16 protein-coding genes are annotated in these 17,363 nt (G+C 67.0%); 6 read left to right on the top strand and 10 right to left on the bottom strand.

All coding sequences use genetic code 11. The annotated features are described in order from the left end of the window. Window positions 1-2: 2 nt before the first annotated feature. Both OCH7691_RS09895 and OCH7691_RS09890 read right to left on the bottom strand, forming a co-directional pair. The gene (locus OCH7691_RS09895; RefSeq protein ID WP_085883203.1) at window positions 3-1,493 is read right to left on the bottom strand and encodes an acetyl-CoA carboxylase biotin carboxylase subunit; all 1,491 of its coding nucleotides are present in this window, start codon (window positions 1,491-1,493) and stop codon (window positions 3-5) included. Further along, window positions 1,490-2,143 carry a TetR/AcrR family transcriptional regulator gene (locus OCH7691_RS09890; RefSeq protein WP_085883202.1) on the bottom strand — a complete coding sequence of 218 codons (654 nt, stop codon included), beginning with the start codon at window positions 2,141-2,143 and terminating at the stop codon, window positions 1,490-1,492. The genes OCH7691_RS09895 and OCH7691_RS09890 overlap by 4 nt, the downstream gene beginning before the upstream one ends. Window positions 2,144-2,479: 336 nt before the next feature. On the opposite strand from OCH7691_RS09890, the gene OCH7691_RS09885 reads away from it, so the two are divergent. The 6 genes from OCH7691_RS09885 (at window position 2,480) to OCH7691_RS09860 (ending at window position 7,678) form a co-directional block, all read left to right on the top strand. Further along, complete coding sequence (locus OCH7691_RS09885; RefSeq protein ID WP_217807887.1) at window positions 2,480-3,700, top strand: acyl-CoA dehydrogenase family protein; 1,221 nt, start codon at window positions 2,480-2,482, stop codon at window positions 3,698-3,700. 39 nt (window positions 3,701-3,739) lie between these two features. After that, window positions 3,740-4,195, top strand: a complete 456-nt coding sequence (locus OCH7691_RS09880; RefSeq protein ID WP_085883201.1) for a MaoC family dehydratase — start codon at window positions 3,740-3,742, stop codon at window positions 4,193-4,195. Next, window positions 4,192-5,055 (top strand): HpcH/HpaI aldolase/citrate lyase family protein, encoded by an 864-nt coding sequence (locus OCH7691_RS09875; protein ID WP_085883200.1) that lies wholly within the window; start codon window positions 4,192-4,194, stop codon window positions 5,053-5,055. Before OCH7691_RS09880 ends, OCH7691_RS09875 begins: the two co-directional genes overlap by 4 nt. Window positions 5,056-5,088: 33 nt before the next feature. Next, complete coding sequence (gene kce / locus OCH7691_RS09870) at window positions 5,089-6,024, top strand: 3,5-dioxohexanoate:acetyl-CoA acetone transferase (RefSeq protein WP_085883199.1); 936 nt, start codon at window positions 5,089-5,091, stop codon at window positions 6,022-6,024. 180 nt (window positions 6,025-6,204) lie between these two features. Then, on the top strand, window positions 6,205-6,984 hold the full coding sequence (locus tag OCH7691_RS09865; protein WP_085883198.1) for an SDR family NAD(P)-dependent oxidoreductase: 780 nt from the start codon (window positions 6,205-6,207) through the stop codon (window positions 6,982-6,984). A gap of 91 nt (window positions 6,985-7,075) precedes the next feature. Further along, entirely contained in the window at window positions 7,076-7,678 is a 603-nt protein-coding gene (locus OCH7691_RS09860; RefSeq protein ID WP_085883197.1) for a glutathione S-transferase family protein, read from the top strand. A 61-nt stretch (window positions 7,679-7,739) separates the two neighbouring features. Here the strand turns inward: OCH7691_RS09860 and gdhA are convergent, their stop codons facing one another. The 8 genes from gdhA to OCH7691_RS09820 all read right to left on the bottom strand — a co-directional run bounded on the left by gdhA (window position 7,740) and on the right by OCH7691_RS09820 (window position 17,318). Further along, complete coding sequence (gdhA, locus tag OCH7691_RS09855; protein WP_085883196.1) at window positions 7,740-9,089, bottom strand: NADP-specific glutamate dehydrogenase; 1,350 nt, start codon at window positions 9,087-9,089, stop codon at window positions 7,740-7,742. A gap of 402 nt (window positions 9,090-9,491) precedes the next feature. Then, entirely contained in the window at window positions 9,492-10,463 is a 972-nt protein-coding gene (locus OCH7691_RS09850) for an amidohydrolase family protein (protein ID WP_176244985.1), read from the bottom strand. 25 nt (window positions 10,464-10,488) lie between these two features. Beyond that, window positions 10,489-11,913: an aldehyde dehydrogenase family protein gene (locus tag OCH7691_RS09845; RefSeq protein ID WP_085883194.1), complete on the bottom strand. Its 1,425-nt coding sequence runs from the start codon at window positions 11,911-11,913 to the stop codon at window positions 10,489-10,491. A 44-nt stretch (window positions 11,914-11,957) separates the two neighbouring features. Then, a complete protein-coding gene (locus tag OCH7691_RS09840) occupies window positions 11,958-12,929 on the bottom strand; it encodes a dipeptidase (RefSeq protein ID WP_085883193.1) in 972 nt (323 codons plus the stop codon). 28 nt (window positions 12,930-12,957) lie between these two features. Further along, a complete protein-coding gene (locus tag OCH7691_RS09835) occupies window positions 12,958-14,562 on the bottom strand; it encodes a phytoene desaturase family protein (protein ID WP_217807885.1) in 1,605 nt (534 codons plus the stop codon). A 41-nt stretch (window positions 14,563-14,603) separates the two neighbouring features. Beyond that, window positions 14,604-15,623, bottom strand: coding sequence for an ABC transporter substrate-binding protein (locus OCH7691_RS09830; RefSeq protein ID WP_176244984.1), 1,020 nt, complete (start codon window positions 15,621-15,623; stop codon window positions 14,604-14,606). A gap of 25 nt (window positions 15,624-15,648) precedes the next feature. After that, the gene (locus OCH7691_RS09825; protein ID WP_085883190.1) at window positions 15,649-16,500 is read right to left on the bottom strand and encodes an ABC transporter permease; all 852 of its coding nucleotides are present in this window, start codon (window positions 16,498-16,500) and stop codon (window positions 15,649-15,651) included. Beyond that, complete coding sequence (locus OCH7691_RS09820; RefSeq protein ID WP_085883594.1) at window positions 16,497-17,318, bottom strand: ABC transporter ATP-binding protein; 822 nt, start codon at window positions 17,316-17,318, stop codon at window positions 16,497-16,499. Before OCH7691_RS09820 ends, OCH7691_RS09825 begins: the two co-directional genes overlap by 4 nt. Between the last annotated feature and the right edge of the window lie 45 nt (window positions 17,319-17,363).

Genomic DNA, 17,363 nt, shown 5'->3' with positions numbered 1-17,363 from the left:
CGTCAATTCCTCCAGCCACCCATCGCGGCATAGGGCTCCGGGACATCGAACACCTGTCGGCGCAGTTCGGGCGAGGACACGAACGCCACCAGCAGGGCCGCCGTCCGGGCCTCATCGTCTGCCGGAGGTGTCGCGAGCGCCGCCGCATGCTCGGTGAGAAAACCGGTGTGCAGGGCACCGTCGCGGAAGGCCGGATGACCGACGATTCGCGCCAAGTAGTCGAGATTGGTCACCACGCCCAGAATCGCGGTTTCGCGGAGCGCCTCGCCGGCCCGCGCGATCGCCTCGTCACGGGTGCCGCCGTGAACGATCAGCTTGGCCAGCATCGGATCGAAACTGGCGCTCACCGTCTGCCCCGCGACGAGGCCGCTGTCGAAACGCGCGAGGTTCGTGGAGGGCTCGGCCAGCCGCAGCACGCGGCCGGTTTCCGGCAGGAAGTCCCGATCCGGATCCTCGGCGCAGATGCGGCACTCGATCGCGTGGCCGCTGGTCCTGATATCGTCCTGGGACGGCAGGCTCGCGCCGCCGGCGACCGCGAGCTGCAGCTCCACGAGATCGAGCCCTGTCACCATTTCCGTCACCGGGTGCTCGACCTGCAGCCGGGTGTTCATCTCGAGGAAATAGAACGCGCCGTCCGGGGCGAGGATGAACTCGACCGTGCCGGCATTGCGGTACCGCGCGGCGCGGGCCAGACGAACCGCGGCATCCCAGATCTCGCGGCGGAGTTTCTCTGACAGCCCGACCGCCGGCGCCTCCTCGATGATCTTCTGGAAGCGCCGCTGGACCGAACATTCCCGCTCGATCAGGTGAACGGCATTGCCGGCACCGTCGCCGAAGACCTGCACTTCGATATGGCGCGGCTCGGCGATGTAGCGCTCGGCATAGATGCGGCTGTCGGCAAAATAGCGCTTCGCCTCGCTGGCCGCGAGCGCCGCCTTGTCGGCAAGCTCCGAGCGATCGTCCACGATGCTCATGCCCTTGCCGCCGCCCCCGGCCGCCGCCTTGATCAGCAGCGGGAAGCCGATCGCCGCCGCGTCGCCCAGGAAGGCATCGAGATCGTCGGTCGGGACCGCCGACGGCGCCACCGGGACACCGTGCGTCTCGGCGAAACGGCGCGACGTGATCTTGTCGCCCATCAGGCGGATCGTCTCGGCGTCGGGGCCGATGAAGACAAGCCCGGCATCGGCGACCGCCGCCGCGAAATCCGCGTTCTCCGACAGGAAGCCGTAGCCCGGGTGGATCGCCTCGGCACCGCTCCGGCGCGCGATCTCTACGATCTGCGCGATGTCGAGATGGGCCGCGACCGGGGTCTCGCCGGTGATCGCGTGCACCTCATCCGCCATACGGGCGTGCCGGGCCCGATGATCGAGCGCATGGCAGATCGCCACCGAGCGGATCCCCAAGCGCTGCAGGGTGCCGATGATCCGGCAGGCGATCTCGCCACGGTTGGCGACCAGAATCTTCGTGAACTGTCTTGTGGCTGCGGTCGTCATCGCTTCACCTTCGGGCCGAGAAGGGTTTCGAACCGCGTCGCGATCCGTTCAAGCCGTGCGACCGCTCCATCGGCCGCGTCCGGGCTGCGCACGGCACCGATCCCGTCGACGACAAGGCTGGTGAGCGTCGTGGCGATCGCATCGCAGTCGAGCTCGCCTCGCCCGGCCAGAAAGCCCGCGACATGATGCTCGATGCCCCCGAACACGACGTCGCGAATCAGCCGCACCGGGATATCGTCGCGCAGATCGCCGGCCTCGATGCCGTCGTTCAGGATGCCGACCATCAGTCCGGTCACCTGGCGGTTGAGCTCGTACAGTTCGCTTTGCCGGTAGCCGGGCTGGCTGCGCACCTCGCCGTAGAACAGGCGGCAGAGATCGGGATTTTCCCGGATCGTCCTGAGATGCTGCCAGATCATCACCTGGATACGGGCGCGGGTGCCCTCGACGCCGGCGACCTTCGCGCGGTTGTCCGCCACCATGTCGCGGTACCAGCTCTCCAGCACAGTCAGCAGCAGATGCCGCTTGCCGTCGAAATACTTGTAGATGGCCGCTTCGGAGATCCCGGCCCGGGTGGCGATCTCGGCCATCGACGCCTCGTCGAAGCCCTTTTCGGCGAAGGTCGACCTTGCGGCAGCCTCGATGCCGGCCATTCGCACCTTGCGGCTCTGTCGACCCGCCCTTTTCCCCGCCTCAACGCCCAAGACGTCCTCCGCTTGGCTTCTCAGATCAATCACGCGGCAATGGTGAATGGGACTTACGTTTCTTGTCAATGGCTCTTTTCACAGATACGAACGAGAGAATGATATCGGCGCTTGTATCCAGATTCTGGCAGTGTTTCAGGGATCTTTTTGCACTGCACCACGAAAGCGTCACCCTCTGGACAAAGTAAATCCTACTCACTTATAGTCCTGAAAAAGCCGGCGCAGCGCGCGATTTGCGGGCAAGCGAGGCCGGTTGGGTTTCTTGTAATCAAGGGAGGACGCGGCATGGGACGCGGCTACCATCTTCCGAACGACACGATGCCGGATCGCTACGCGCTGGACGCGGATCAGCAGCAGATCCTCGACCAGGCGGACCTGTTCGCGCGCCGCGAACTCTACCCCCTCGCGCCGAGGATGGATGCGGACGAATGGTGGCCCGACGAGGCTTTCCCGAAGATCGCCGAGGCAGGTTTCTTCGGCATGACGGTGCCGGAGGTCCACGGCGGCGTGGGCCTCGACTACATGGCCGCCGGCGCGGTCGCGCAGGCCTTCGGACGCTGGAACCATGCGCTCGCGCTGAGCTACATCGTCCACGACAACATCGTGCTCGACAATCTCTACCGGAACGCCAACGAGGAGCAGCGCCGACGATACGTGCCGGACATGATCGCCGGCCGCAAGATCGGCGCCCTCGGCCTGACCGAGCCAGGCTCAGGATCCGACGCGCTCGGCTCCATGCGGACCACCGCGCGCCGCGATGGCGACGACTATATCCTCAACGGCTCGAAGCTCTACATCACGAACGGCCCGGTCGCCGACGTCCTCCTGGTCTATGCGAAGACGGCCCCCGAACTCGGCGCCAAGGGCATCTCAGCCTTCATCGTCGAGAAGGGTTTCCCCGGCTTCAAGGTCGCCCAGAAGCTGACCAAGATGGGCTATCGCGGCAGCCAGACCGCCGAGCTCGTGTTCGACGACTGCCGGGTCCCGGCGAAGAACCTCGTCGGCGTAGAGAACGGCGGCGTGGCCGTGGTCATGGGCGGACTCGACATGGAACGCGCGATGATCGCGCCGCTGTGTCTCGGCGTCGCCGAGCGGGCCTTCGAGCTTTCCCTCGACTATGCCAAGACGCGAAGGCAGTTCGGCCAGCCGATCGGCTCGTTCCAGATGATTCAGGCCCTGCTGGCGGACATGTATGTGGCGGTCGAGACGACGCGGACCTTCACTTACCGGACGCTCGCCGAATGCCGCGCGATGGAACCCGGTGCCGGTGGCCGTGGCGAGCTTCACAAGGTCACAGCGGCCTCGGTGCTCTATGCGGCCGAAGCCTGCCACAAGGTACTCGACGACGCGATGCAGATCCATGGCGGCTCCGGCTACATCTGGGAATCCGAGATCAACCGCCTCTACCGCTCGATCAAGCTGCTCGAGATCGGCGCCGGCACCACCCAGGTGCGCAAGCTGATCATCGCGGAAGAGCTCCTGCGCGGGATGGAATCCGGCGCCTGACGACAATCGAAACCCCAACGAAACTGCGGAGACAAGACAATGGCCGGACTCTGGTTCGAGGAATTCACCGTCGGCAAGGTCATCGAGCATGCGGCGCGCCGGACGGTGACCGAATCCGACAACATGTGGTTCTGCAACGCGACGCTGAACACGCAGCCGCTGCATATCGATTTCCACTTCGCCGAGAAGACCGAGTTCGGCAAGCCGATCGTGAACAGCGTCTTCACGCTCGGCCTGATGATCGGCATGGGCGTCTCGGAAACCACCATCGGCACGACCGTCGGCAATCTCGGCATGACGGACGTGAATTTCCCGCGCCCGGTATTCCATGGCGACACGCTGCATTCCCGGACGACCGTTCTGGAGACGCGCGAAAGCAAGTCGCGCCCGACCAACGGTATCGTCGTGCTGCTGCACGAGGCGTTCAATCAGAACGATGAACTGGTCGGCAGCTGCAAGCGGACGGCGCTGATGCACAAGCGGCCGCAGGCATGACGAGCCGTCCCGTCAGGTCGATCCTCTTCGTCCCCGGCGACAGCGAGCGCAAGATCGCGCGTTCGGCCGAGAGCGGGACGGACGCGGTGATCTTCGACATGGAGGATTCGGTCCATCCGGACCGCAAGGCGGCGGCTCGCGACATCACCGCCGCTGCGCTCGCGACGCCTTTGCCCGCCCGCCGCTTCGTTCGGGTGAACAGCCTCGAATCCGGCTACTTCGAAGCCGACATCGCGATCCTCGCGGCGGCCCCGCCGGAAGTCGTCATGCTGCCGAAATGCGGCTCGCTCGACGATATCCGGGTCGCCTCGGACGCCATGGCGGCGGCCGGCCTGCCGGCGGAAACGGTCCGCCTCCTGCCGGTCGCGACCGAGACGGCGCGGGCGGTCCGCAACCTGATGCGAAGCGACTGGTCGCATCCCCGTCTCTATGGCCTGACCTGGGGCGCGGAAGATATTTCCGCCGACATCGGCGCCTTCGCGAATCGCGTCGAGGGTCGCTACGAGGGGGTCTTCGCGCTCGCCCGGGATCTCTGCCTCCTGGCCGCGCGGGAGGCCGGCGTGCTCGCCTTCGACACCGCCTTCACCGACGTCCGCGATCTCGATGGCTGCAGGGCCGAGGCGACCGCGGCGTACCGGGCGGGCTTCGATGGCAAGCTCGCCATCCACCCGGCGCAGGTGTCGGCGATCAACGAGGCCTTCACCCCGAGCGAGGCCCAGGTCGACTGGGCGCGGCGCGTCATCGCCGCGCTCGACGCGAGCGGCGAAGGCGTCGCGCTGCTCGACGGCCGGATGATCGACATGCCGCACCAGCGTAACGCCGAGCGGATCCTGCGCGCGGTCGAACCCTCGGGAAACTGAGGGCGGGCCGGCAACGAACGGAGGGAACAGAACATGCGCGAAGCCAAGAAAGTCATCATCACCTGCGCGATAACCGGGTCGATCCACACGCCGACCATGTCGCCGCACCTGCCCGTGACACCCGAGGAGATCGCCGACGACGCGGTCGCTGCGGCCGCCGCCGGCGCGGCGATGGTCCATCTGCATGCCCGCGTTCCGGAGACCGGGCGACCGACGCAGGACCCGGCAGTCTTCCGGCGCTTTCTCCCCTCGATCCGCGATCGCTCCGACGCGATCATCAACATCACCACCGGCGGTGGCCTCGGCATGACCATGGAAGAGCGCCTCGCCGCCGCCGCCTCGCTCAAGCCCGAGGTCGCGTCGATGAACATGGGCTCGCTCAACTTCAACATCTCGGGCGCGGCTGCGAAATACGACCGCTTCCTGCACGACTGGGAACGCCCCTATCTCGAGAGCACCCGCGACTTCATCCTGCCGAATACCTTTGCCCAGATCGAGATGGCGATGCGCCGCCTCGGCGACGAGGGCGGCTCGCGCTTCGAGTTCGAATGCTACGACAGCGGGCATCTCTACAACCTGGCCCATTTCGTCGACCGGAAGATCGTCGAGCCGCCCTTCTTCGTGCAGGGCATCTTCGGCATTCTGGGCGGCCAGGGCCCCGACCTCGAGAATCTCGCCGCCTTCCGCGCCACCGCGGACCGGCTGTTCGGCCAGGACTATTATCTCTCCGTGCTTGCCGCCGGGCGGCACCAGATGCGCTTCGCGACCCAGAGCCTGCTGTTCGGCGGCAATGTCCGGGTCGGCCTGGAAGACAGCCTGTTCCTCGGCAAGGGCGTGCTCGCGAAAAGCAATGCCGAGCAGGTGGCGAAGATCCGGCGTATCCTGGAAGAACTCTCCCTCGAGGTCGCGACAGCGGACGACGCACGCGCGATGCTCCAGACGAAGGGCGCGGCGAACGTCGGCTTCTGAGGAGGGACAGGGCAGGAGCCGTTCGGGCGGCGACGCGGCCGAACGGCGCATTCAACCGATCGCGCCCGATCGCGTTGCACCCTGGTGAACCCGGTCGTTCGGCACATCTCCTTCGCAGACCGTACCGGTTACGCCACGCCTCCTGTGTGGCTAGGTTAGCCGGAAAACGGAGGGATCGTGATGGACAAGGTGTGCCTGGTCATCGGCGCCGGTGCAGGGATCGGCGGAACGGTCGGTGCGCGTTTCGCGGCCGGCGGATATCATGCGGTTCTCGGCCGGCGGTCGGACACGGAAGGGCTCGATCGGCTGGTCAGCGACATTCGGGCCGCCGGCGGCGCCGCGACGGGCCGCCTGCTGAACGCGGTCGAACCGGGCGAGATCGAGGCCCTCGTCGACGAGGTCGAGCGGGATGTCGGCCCGATCCACGCGCTGGTCTACAACATCGGTGCGCAGATCGGCGACCGGTCGCTGCCGGAGACCAGCGCGAAGGTGTTCGAGCGCTGCTGGCGAATGGCCACGTTCGGCCTGTTTCGCGCGGCGCAGGCGGTCTGCCCCCTGATGGCGGCGCGTGGCAGCGGGACCGTTCTGGTCACCGCCTCGACCGCGGCGATGCGTGGCAACGCGGGCCAGCACGCGCACGCCGCGGCGATGGCCGGGCGCCGGATGCTGTGCCAGACACTGAACGCGGAATTCGCTCCCCGGGGCGTTCACATCGCCCATATCGTGATCGACGGCGCGGTCGATGCGCCGGACACGCTCGGCAAGATGCTCGGCCCGGAACGTTTCGCGGCGCTGCGGTCGATGAAGGGGGCCGATGACGGCCTGCTGCTGCCCGAGCATGTCGCGGAGACCTACTGGCATATCGCCCATCAGCACCGCTCGGTCTGGACGCACGAGCTCGACCTGCGCGCCTGGACGGACCAGGCATGGTGGAACCATGCCACGGATACCCGTATCTAGCAGGGTCGCGGCCCGACATGTCCCGCGACAGCGCCCGCAGAAACCGGAGGGATCCGGATTCCCTCCCCAATCGACAGAACAGGAAATGCCCATGAAAGTGTATTTTGCCCCCCGCTCGCGTGCGGTTCGCACGGTCTGGCTGCTGGAGGAGATTGGCCTCCAATACGAACTGGAGCGGTTCACGCTCGGCCAGAAGGAGATGCGCGGCCCGGACTATACCCGCATCAATCCGAACGGCCGCGTGCCGACGCTGATCGACGGCGACATCACGATCACCGAAAGCACGGCGATCGCCCAATACCTGGGCGCCAAGTATGCCCCTTCGCTTGTTCCCGGCCCCGACGCGGCGAATTTCGCGCCATACCTGCAATGGCTGCAATATGCCGAGGGCATGATCATGCCCCCGGTGAACAACTACGTCGTCGAAACGGTCCTGCTGCCGCCGGAGCGCCGGAACCCGGAACTGGCGGCCAGGGCGATGAAGCTCATCAACAAGGCGCTCGCAGCGGCTGAAGCGCACATGGAAGGGCGCGCGTATCTCGCCGACGATTTCACCGTGGCGGACACAGTCACCGGGCATGCGGTCATCGTCACCCGGCGCTTCGGAGCCGACTTCAGCGCCTTGCCGAACCTCTCGGCCTATGCGGACAGGCTCGAGGCGCGGCCGGCATACAAGGTCGCCGCCGCGACCTGAGGAGGCCCGCAAGCGCGGACGGGCCGGAGACGCTCCGGCCCGTCGGGCGCGGTGTCAGGGGTCAGATGACGCCGAGCGACCGCATTGCCTCGGCGACGCGGACGAAACCGGCGATATTGGCGCCGAGCACGTAGTCGCCGGGGGCGCCGTATTCGTCGGCGGTCTCGGCGCAGGCGTCGTGGATGTTGGCCATGATCGCCGCCAGCCGGGTCTCGGTCTGCTCGAAGCTCCAGCTGTCGCGGGAGGCGTTCTGCTGCATCTCCAGCGCCGACGTGGCAACGCCGCCGGCATTCGCCGCCTTGCCCGGCGCGAACAGCACGCCCGCCTCCTGAAAGATCCGGACCCCTTCCGGCGTCGTCGGCATGTTGGCGCCCTCGCCCACGGCGATCACACCGTTCCGGACCAGCGTCTTCGCATCCTTGCCGGTCAGTTCGTTCTGGGTCGCCGACGGCATCGCGACGTCGCAGGGCACGTCCCAGATCGAGCCCTTCTCGACATAGCGCGCGCCGTTGCCCTTCAGGCGGGCATACTGCGAGATACGCTCGCGGCGTACCTCCTTGATCTCCTTCACGAGCGCGACATCGATCCCGCCCTCGTCGACGACGTAACCGCCGGAATCCGAGCAGGCGACGATCCTGCCGCCGAACGAGGTGATCTTGTCCATCGTGTAGATGGCGACATTGCCGGAGCCGGAGACCACCGCGCGCTTGCCGTCGAAGGACTGGCCCTTCGTGGCCAGCATCCGCTCGACGAAATAGGTCGCGCCGTAACCGGTCGCCTCCTTGCGCGCGCGGGAGCCGCCATAGGCGAGCCCCTTGCCGGTCAGCACGCCCGCCTCGTAGCGGTTGGTGAGGCGCTTGAACTGGCCGAACATGTAGCCGATCTCGCGCCCGCCGACGCCGATATCGCCGGCCGGGACGTCGATATATTCGCCGATGTGACGGCTGAGCTCGGTCATGAAGGACTGGCAGAAGCGCATGATCTCGCCGTTCGAGCGGCCGCGCGGATTGAAGTCGGAGCCGCCCTTGCCGCCGCCGATCGGCAGGCCCGTGAGCGCGTTCTTGAAGACCTGCTCGAAGCCGAGGAACTTGATGATCCCGACGTTCACCGAGGGATGAAGCCGGACGCCGCCCTTGTAGGGGCCGAGCGCCGAATTGAACTGGACCCGGAAGCCGCGGTTGATCCGCACCTGGCCAGTATCGTCGACCCAGGGCACCCGGAAGATGATCTGCCGTTCCGGCTCGCAGATGCGCTCGATCAGCGCCTCATCGAGATAGTCCGGATGTTTCGCGACGACCCGGCCAAGGCTTTCCAGCACTTCGCGCACGGCCTGATGAAAGACCTCTTCCCCCGCATTGCGGCGGATCACCTCCACGAGGATCGGTTCGAGCTTCTCGTCCAGATAATACAAACGCTTCCTCCCGGCTCCCGGGAGCCCCCTCTCAAGCTGGCATGTTCGTGATGTCCGTGGGCGAAAGCCGCGATATGGCAGGCACTTAACACCGATAGCCGGACTTCGGACCTGGTACACTTCCTGGCGCAACGGGAGTCAAGGCCGAATCGCCCTCAGGGCACAGGCGGCCCGACGAGAACGGCCGGAATCGGCCCCGTTCACAACCACTGTCGCGGACCGGCTGGCCCGGCCATCGGCACGCGGCCCGATGGAGGCAGGCGTCAGTTCAGCGCGCCTGGCCGAACAGCCGCAATCCCCTGAATCCGGAAAGCAGTTCTGCCCGCCATGTCACGAATGGCGGGATCGAACCCGCGTTGTACGCTAGATGTAACAGGCTGGCCGGGCCGCCGGCCGCCGCGATCAGAGACCGAATTTCGACAGCAGCCGGCGGGGGTTGCCCTCGAACATCTTCCGCTTGAGCGCCGGCGCGACCTCGCCGAGCTGGCTGTGCGGCTCCGGCAGTCCCATCGCGAAAGGCCAGTCCGAGCCGAAGAAGACATTGTCCTCGCCGTGCATCGAGGCGGCGAAACCGAGTGCCGCGGCATCGTGGCTGATGCAGTCGATACAGACATTGCGGAGCGCCTGGCGCGGCTTCCGGGCCCCGGTGTCGGCCCCGGGCCGGCCGGTCAGTTGGCCGCGCTCGAGCCGGCCGGCAATCGCCGCCGTCGCACCGCCGGCATGGGCGAGACAGAAGGTGATCCGTGTATGACGATCGAGGATGCCGGAGAGCGACAGATGGGCGGCGGCCAGCGCGGTCTCGATGGGGCTGCCGGCCAGGTTGTGCAGGTAGAAAGGCTCGTAGCGCGGATCGCAGCCCTTGCAGGGATGCAGGAAGAGGAAGGCGTCGACCGCGTCGAGGGCCTGCCAGAGCGGGACATAGGCCTCGCCGGAGAGAACGATCCCGTCCGCCGCCGACCCGGCGGGCATCGCGAAGATCGGCTTTTCCCGCGCCGACCATTCGCGCGCCAGAGACGCGGCCGCCGCCGGATGCTGCACCGGCAGATGGAACATGGGGGTCAGACGATCGCCATGCCGGCCGGCGACATCGGCCAGGCCCTGGTTGAGGCGGCCGGTCCATTCGACCGCCCGGGCCTCGTCGAGACCGAGACGATAGAGCGGCGGCGGCACGGAAATCCATGCCCGCCCGACCGCGTTCGCATCCATCCAGTCGAGCAGCGCCTCGACGCGATAGACATCGGGCGAGGCGAGCGTGTAGCCGTCGATCGTGAGCGGCGCCCGGCCGCCGTCCCAGGCAACGCCCCCGATGCCCTCGGTCAGCGCCGGCGTGAGCGGCACCAGGTGGCAGTGCACGTCGAGCAGTATCTTGTCCATTGTCCGGCCCCTCTTCCCGTCCCCGTCAGGCGCCGTAGCCGACGATCGCCTTGGTTTCGAGGAACTCGGAGAGACCCCATTCGCCCCACTCACGGCCATTGCCGGACTGCTTGTAGCCGCCGAACGGCGCGCCCCGGTCCATCGGCGGATAGTTGATGTGGACGGCCCCGGCGCGGAGTGCGGCGGCGACCCGGCGGGCGCGTTCCATGTCGGCGCCCTGGACATAGGCGTTCAGCCCGTAGGGCGTGTCGTTGGCGATCTCGATCGCCTGCTCGACGCTGTCATAGGGGATGATCACCAGCACCGGGCCGAAAATCTCCTCCCGGGCGATCGCCATGTCGTTGTGGACGTCGGCGAAGATCGTCGGCCGGACGTAGTAGCCGCGCTCGAGCCCGTCGGGACGGCCCGGACCGCCGGCGACCAGGCGGGCGCCTTCCGCGATGCCGCGTTCGATCAGGCGCTGGACCTTGTCGAACTGGGCCTGGCTGACCAGCGGGCCGAGCTGGGTGTCCTCGGCCTCCGGATCGCCGACGCGATAGGTGTTGGCGACCCGGCCGGCAATCTCGGCGACCGCGTCATGCTGCTCCCTCGGCACCAGCAGGCGCGTCGCCGCGCTGCAGGACTGGCCGCTGTTTCCGAAACAGCGGGCGATGCCGAGCGTCACCGAGCGTTCCCAGTCGGTATCGGGCAGCAGGATGTTGGGCGCCTTGCCGCCGAGTTCCTGGGCGACCCGCTTCACCGTATCGGCCGCTGCCTTAGCCACCAGGACGCCGGCGCGGGTCGAGCCGGTGAAGGACACCATGTCGACGCCAGGATGGGCGGCCAGCGACTCGCCGACGCCTGGGCCGTCGCCGTTGACCAGGTTGAACACGCCGGCCGGCACCCCGGCGTCATGCAGGATCTCCGCCACGATCAGCGCGCTCAGCGGCGACACCTCGCTCGGCTTCAGGACCATCGTGCAGCCGGCGGCGAGCGCCGGCGCGACCTTGCAGATGAGCTGGTTGACCGGCCAGTTCCAGGGCGTGATCAGGCCGCAGACGCCAATCGGTTCGCGGACCACCCGGGTCGTCCCGCGCATCGTCTCGAAGGCGAAGCCCTCGAGCACGCGGATCGTTTCCTCGAGCTGGTTCGGGCCGGAGGCCGCCTGGGCGGAAAGCGAGAATTTGAGCGGCGCCCCCATTTCCCGGGAGATCGTCTTCGCGAGTTCGTCCTGGCGCGCGAGGAAGCCCTCCCGGATCCGCGCGAGCAGGTCCAGCCGCTGTTCGCGGGTCCAGGCGGAAAAGGCCGGGAAGGCGCGGCGGGCGGCCGCGACCGCCCGATCGACGTCGGCGGCATTGCCGAGTGCCACTTCGCAGATCGCTTCCTCCGTGGCCGGGTTGATGACCGCGACGTGGCGCGGCTCGGCCGGGGCGACCCATTGGCCGTCGATGTAGAATTCGTTCAGGTGCATGGAGAATGTCCCAGAGCTCGTCGTATGAAATTCGGGCGCGGCGGTCAGGCCTTGCGGAAGACCTCGCGATAGACCCGCAGCCAGTTGCCGCTGGTGATCTTCTCGACCTCCTCCGGCGAGAAGCCGACCTCGGCAAGGCCGCCGGGAATCAGGTTCAGGTCGCTGACCGACTTGAACCAGTCGGCCGGCGGGACCTTGCCCGGCCGAGCTGCTGAGCCGGCGCCATAATCGATACCGCGCGTCCAACGTCCCTGGCGCATCCAGTCGTAATCCGGCTTGGTGTGATTGTGGCTGCGGTCGGTGCCGATCGCGACATGGTCGATGCCGGCGATGTCGACGGTCCGCGCGACCAGCTCGGCCCAGGCCTTCACGGTGCTGCAGTAATAGTCGCCGGTGATGTTGCGATAGGTCGCGCAGCCGATCACGCCGCCGTTGTCGACAAGCGCCTTCAGGACGTCGTCGGTCTTGTTCCGCTTGTGGCTGAACAGCGAATCCGGGTTGGCGTGGGTGACCGCCACCGGCTTTTTCGAATGCAATACCGCATCGAGGGTCGAGCGATTGCCGACATGGGAAAGGTCGACCAGGATCCCGTGCCGGTTCATCTCGTCGATGACCTCGCGGCCGAAGCGCGCCAGCCCGGAATCCTCGGTCTCGTAGCAGCTTCCCGCCAGTTCGTTCTGGTTGTTGTAGGTCAGCTGGATGACCCGGACGCCGAGCTCGGCGAAAAGCTCGACGAAGCGGATGCGGCCTTCCAGAAGGTTCGAGTTCTGGAACCCCATGACGAGCGCCGTACGCCCGGTCCGGGACGCCTCCTCGATATCCTCGGCGGTGGTCGCCAGCATCACAAGATCGGCGTTCTCGCGCACCAGGTCGCGCCACCGCCCGATTGAATCGAGCGACTCCAGCGTTCCCTCCCAGAATCCGGCGGTGATTGTCACGCAGGTCACGTCACCCCGCCGGAGCTCCTCGAAAGTCTCGCGGGTGAAGTGCCCGCATTGCAGTCCGTCGATCAGCATGATTTTCTTGTTCCTTGGTCGGAGACGGTCAGGACTCGCTGAACTGTGCCGCGAGCCGGGATCCTTCGGCCCTGAGGTCCTGGAGCACCGCCTGGGCCGTGTTGTGGCCGGCGATGCCCGAGACGTAGTTGCCCGGCCAGGTGCCGTTGCCACTCAGATAGAGGCCGGGCGTCGGGGTCCGGTAGGCATGCAGCCCGGCCATCGGGCGCATCCAGAAACTGTTCCACGGCATCGTGTCGCCGTGCGTGATGTTGGCCTCGACCAGCCCGTAGCGACGCTCGAACTCGACCGGGTCGATGCAGCGGTAGTCGGAGACCAGGTCCGGCACGTTCGGCATCCATTCGGCGAGCGCCGCGATGGCCCGCCTGGCCAGCACGTCGCGCTGCTCGTCCCAGGTCCCCTGCTTCAGGCGATAGGGGGCGTTGCCGATATTCATGCTGAGGACATGGCGACCCTCGGGCGCCAGCATCGGCGAGGTCATGGAGGGACAGAGCCCCCAGATGACCGGTTTCTCCGACAGGCGGCCGAGCAGCATGTCGGTATGGCCTTCCTCAAGATAATCGAGGCTCGGCGCGATCCGGAATTGCGCCGTGGCGAGGCGTTTCGCCTCGGCGTCGTCGGCCGCCGCCGCGTAGCGCGGCATGCCGTCGAGGGCGAGCACGACCTTGAAGGCCCTGCCCCGCATCTGCTTGCGTTCGAGCTTGCCGCGCAGCGGACCCCAGTCGGCGCTGTCGTCGAGCAGGCCGACGGTGGTGCGCGGATTGATCGCGGAGATCACCAGCGGCGCGTCGATTTCCTCGCCGTCGGCGGTCACCACGCCGCTGATCCGCCCGTCGCGGACACGCAACAGGTCGACCCGCTCGCCGGTGCGGATCTCGCCGCCCTGCTGCTCGAGGCTGCTCTGCATGGCGGCGATGATCGCGCCCATGCCGCCGACCGGCAGGCCGGTCGAGCCGCGCAGCGGCATGCGCCGGGGGTCGTACTCGGCATCGCTCTTGATCGAGGCGAGCGAGAGCGGCCGCATCAGGAGGTTGAAGGGCGTCCCGGGGGTCGAGGGGCTGACCTGGCCGCCGACGACAGCGAGCGGACCGATGAGCGCCTGGGTTTCCGGCGCCAGGCCGAACTCGTCCATCAGGTCGCGCGCGCTGCCGAACAGGATGCGGCTGAAGGCTTCCTGGTCTTCCAGGCGCGTCAGGTTGCGCACCAGGTGCTGCAGCGACGGCGGCGGCTCGAACAGCGAGATCCCGAGGCGGTCGGCGAAATCCTGGATATACTTGAAGAGCGCCTGGTAGCGCGCCGCCTCGCCCGGCGCGAAGGCGTCGAGTTGGGCGTTGTTCCGCGCCGGATCGCGCCAGCCGACATAGAGGCGGCCATCTTCCAGCGGATGGACGAGCGTCGGGTCCGGGCGCACGAAACGAAGGCCGAAGCGCTCCAGACCCAGATCCTCGACGATCTTGGGTTCGAGCGAACCCGGCGAGTTGCTGATCGTCGAGAAGTAGCCCGGCATGAACTCGACGGTCGCCACCGGACCGCCGAGGCGGTCGGTGGCTTCCAGAACGAGGACCTTCAGGCCGGCCGCCGCCAGGTAACAGGCGGCGACCAGCCCGTTGTGCCCGCCGCCGACGACAATCACGTCGGGGCGTTTACGCCCACTGACACTGGTTGGACCAGGTTTCATTGAGGAACGAACTCGTTGGTGTAGAAATGCTCGATCGGCTTGTCGGACTCGAGTTCGCCGACATCGCGCAGCACCGAGGTCAGGGCCGTCCATTCCTCCGCGCTTTGCTTGCCCCAGTCGGCCGAGGTCGGCGGCGTCGAGAGCGCGAGCAGGCCGTTCACGTAGTTGACGCAGCGGCTCTGCTCGCCGGACAGATGAACCGTTTCGGCCATGAAGGCACAGGCCGCGGCCGGGTCGGCGATCGCATCCTGGAAGCCCTTCTTCGTCGCCGCGAGAAACTTCGCGACCGCCTCCGGATGATCCTTCATGAAGTCGCTGTTGGCGGCGAAGCCGAAGCCGATGAGCGGCAGGCCGTGGTCGGCCAGCAGCAGGGTTTCAGGCTCCTGCCCGGTCGCCTGGACGTAGGAGTTGAAGGCCGGCGCATCGCCGCTGACGACGTCGATCTTGCCGCCGAAGAGCGCCGCGGTCTTGGCGTTGCCTTCCAACGAGACGATGTCGAGCTTGGCGAGATCCATGCCCGTCGCCTTGCTGAAGATCTTCAGGCTGAGCGCGTCCGAGCCGCCCGGCGTGCTGCCGATCCGCGGCCCGATCAGGGATTCCGGACCGTCGAGCTTCACCTTGCCCTTGATGCCGACGAAGGAAGCGCCGGACTTGTGCTGGTAGATGCCGACGACCTTGATGTCGCCACCCTTGCCGATCAGCTGCGCGGCATTGGTGATGTTCAGATGCGCCATCTCGGCCTTGTTCTGCGACAGCAGGACCGCCGTGTTGGCCGAGCCCCGGCCCTGCTCGATGGTCACGTCGAGGCCGGCATCGCTGTAGTAGCCCTTGTCCTTCGCGATCAGGAACGGCGAATGGTAGGGCAGCCAGGCCCAGTCCAGCAGCAGCGTCATCTTGACGGATTCGGCCTGCGCGGGCGCGCTTACCGTCGCGGTCGCGGCAAGCAGCACGCCCAGGGCGGCACCTCGGCGGAGGCCGGTGGCCAGGCGGGGAAGAAGGTCTCGGATTTGCCTCATCATTCTCTCCTGTATTGTCTGTTGCTTATTTCCGGTTCGACGCGAGATCGCCGCGCTGGCTCGGGTGCCACGGCAGCAGCTTGCCTTCGACAAACTCCGCGGCGCGCCACAGCAGCACGCCGAAGATCGAGAACAGGGTCACCGCCGCGAAGGCGAGCGCGGTGTCCATGTCGCCGACCGCACGGATCAGCAGATGGCCGAGGCCCTGGTTGGAGGCGACGAACTCGCCAATCACCGCGCCCACAGGGGCGAGCGAGACCGAGAGTTTCACACCCGAGAGAATTGTCGGCATGGCCGAGGGAAACAGGATCTTGCGCAGCACCTGGCCGCGATCGGCGCCCATCGAGCGGACGAGCAGCAGGACTTCCGGATCGGCCGACTTCAACCCGGTGATCGTCGCGACGACCACGGGAAAGAAAGTGAAGGTGACGACGAAGAAGATTTCGCTCTGCACGCCGAACCCGAACCAGATCAGGAACAGCGGCGCGACCACGACCTTCGGGATCGCGTGGATGATGACCAGCCAGGGCGTCAGCATGCGGTCGATGATCCCGGACATCGCGATGCCGGCACCGGCGATGATGCCAAGGCTGATCCCGATCAGCACGCCCACCGCGGCGGCCATCACGGTCCAGGCGAGCTGGCTCACCAGATAGCCCCAGTATTCGATCATCACGAAGACGACGCTCGAGGGCGGCGGCAGCACAAAGCTCGGCATCTCGAGCCAGCGAACGACGCCTTCCCAGAGCCCGAGGCCGATCACGGCGCTCAGCAGCGGCGGGAACAGGACCGCGAAATGACGCCGAGCGCGGGCCGCGAGGCCGGGCGCGGCCCGCCCGGTGGCGGATTGCGACGCGGGAATCGAGCCAGCCTTCATCCGACGAGGTCTCCGGTCTTGACGAACTGTTCGCGGATCCGGCCGACGATCGCGGTGAAGGCCGGGGTTTCCCGCAGCTCGAGCTTGCGGGGGCGCGGGAAATCGACGGTGATGTCGTCCAGGATGGCGCCCGGCCGACCCGACATCACCAGCACCCTGTCGGCCACGAAGACCGCTTCCAGGATGCTGTGGGTGATCAGCAGGGTCGTGACATGCTCCGCCGCCTGGATCTGCTGCAGCAGGACGTTCATCTGGTCGCGCGTCATAGCGTCGAGCGCGCTGAAGGGCTCGTCGAGGAACATCAGATGCGGGCTCGGCAGCAGCGCCCGGGCGATGGCGACTCGCTGGCGCATGCCGCCGGAAAGCTGCCACGGGTAATGCTTGGCAAAGCCCGCGACATCGAGTTCCTCGAGCAGGGCCATCGCGCGCTTCGACGCCGCGGCCATGTCCATGCCCCTGATTTCCGCGGGCAGGAGGACATTGTCGAGGACGCTGCGCCAGTCGAGTAGCAGGTCGCGCTGGAAGACGACGCCGATGTCGCGCACCGGCCCGGTCACCTGGCGGTCGCCGATTCGGATCGAGCCGGCGGTCAGGTCGTCGAGACCGGCGATCATCCGCATCAGGGTGCTCTTGCCGCAGCCGCTCGGCCCGACGATCGCAACCGACTGGCCCTGCGCGAAGGTCAGCGAGATCGAGCGGATCGCCTCGACCGCCCCCTCCCCGCTGCCATAGGTCTTGCCGACCTGGTCCAGCACGATGGCGCCGTTCGTGGCGGACCCGGAGGCCGCCGGCGATGGATGTGCAGTTTGTTCTGTCATGCGCACTTCACGATCAATAAACTTGCGAACATGTAAACGTTTTCA

The sequence above is a fragment of the Oceanibacterium hippocampi genome (genome assembly GCF_900172325.1).
In the GTDB taxonomy this organism is placed as follows: Bacteria; Pseudomonadota; Alphaproteobacteria; order Sneathiellales; family Sneathiellaceae; genus Oceanibacterium; species Oceanibacterium hippocampi.
Note: the sequence above shows the minus strand (reverse complement) of the source record. Positions and strands in the feature narration are given on the sequence as shown.

Coding starts and splice junctions, on each gene's coding strand:
- OCH7691_RS09895 (WP_085883203.1), bottom strand. CDS start 1,493: ATGACGACCGCAGCCACAAGACAGTTCACGAAGATTCTGGTCGCCAAC.
- OCH7691_RS09890 (WP_085883202.1), bottom strand. CDS start 2,143: ATGGCCGGCATCGAGGCTGCCGCAAGGTCGACCTTCGCCGAAAAGGGC.
- OCH7691_RS09885 (WP_217807887.1), top strand. CDS start 2,480: ATGGGACGCGGCTACCATCTTCCGAACGACACGATGCCGGATCGCTAC.
- OCH7691_RS09880 (WP_085883201.1), top strand. CDS start 3,740: ATGGCCGGACTCTGGTTCGAGGAATTCACCGTCGGCAAGGTCATCGAG.
- OCH7691_RS09875 (WP_085883200.1), top strand. CDS start 4,192: ATGACGAGCCGTCCCGTCAGGTCGATCCTCTTCGTCCCCGGCGACAGC.
- kce (WP_085883199.1), top strand. CDS start 5,089: ATGCGCGAAGCCAAGAAAGTCATCATCACCTGCGCGATAACCGGGTCG.
- OCH7691_RS09865 (WP_085883198.1), top strand. CDS start 6,205: ATGGACAAGGTGTGCCTGGTCATCGGCGCCGGTGCAGGGATCGGCGGA.
- OCH7691_RS09860 (WP_085883197.1), top strand. CDS start 7,076: ATGAAAGTGTATTTTGCCCCCCGCTCGCGTGCGGTTCGCACGGTCTGG.
- OCH7691_RS09850 (WP_176244985.1), bottom strand. CDS start 10,463: ATGGACAAGATACTGCTCGACGTGCACTGCCACCTGGTGCCGCTCACG.
- OCH7691_RS09845 (WP_085883194.1), bottom strand. CDS start 11,913: ATGCACCTGAACGAATTCTACATCGACGGCCAATGGGTCGCCCCGGCC.
- OCH7691_RS09840 (WP_085883193.1), bottom strand. CDS start 12,929: ATGCTGATCGACGGACTGCAATGCGGGCACTTCACCCGCGAGACTTTC.
- OCH7691_RS09830 (WP_176244984.1), bottom strand. CDS start 15,623: ATGAGGCAAATCCGAGACCTTCTTCCCCGCCTGGCCACCGGCCTCCGC.
- OCH7691_RS09825 (WP_085883190.1), bottom strand. CDS start 16,500: ATGAAGGCTGGCTCGATTCCCGCGTCGCAATCCGCCACCGGGCGGGCC.
- OCH7691_RS09820 (WP_085883594.1), bottom strand. CDS start 17,318: ATGACAGAACAAACTGCACATCCATCGCCGGCGGCCTCCGGGTCCGCC.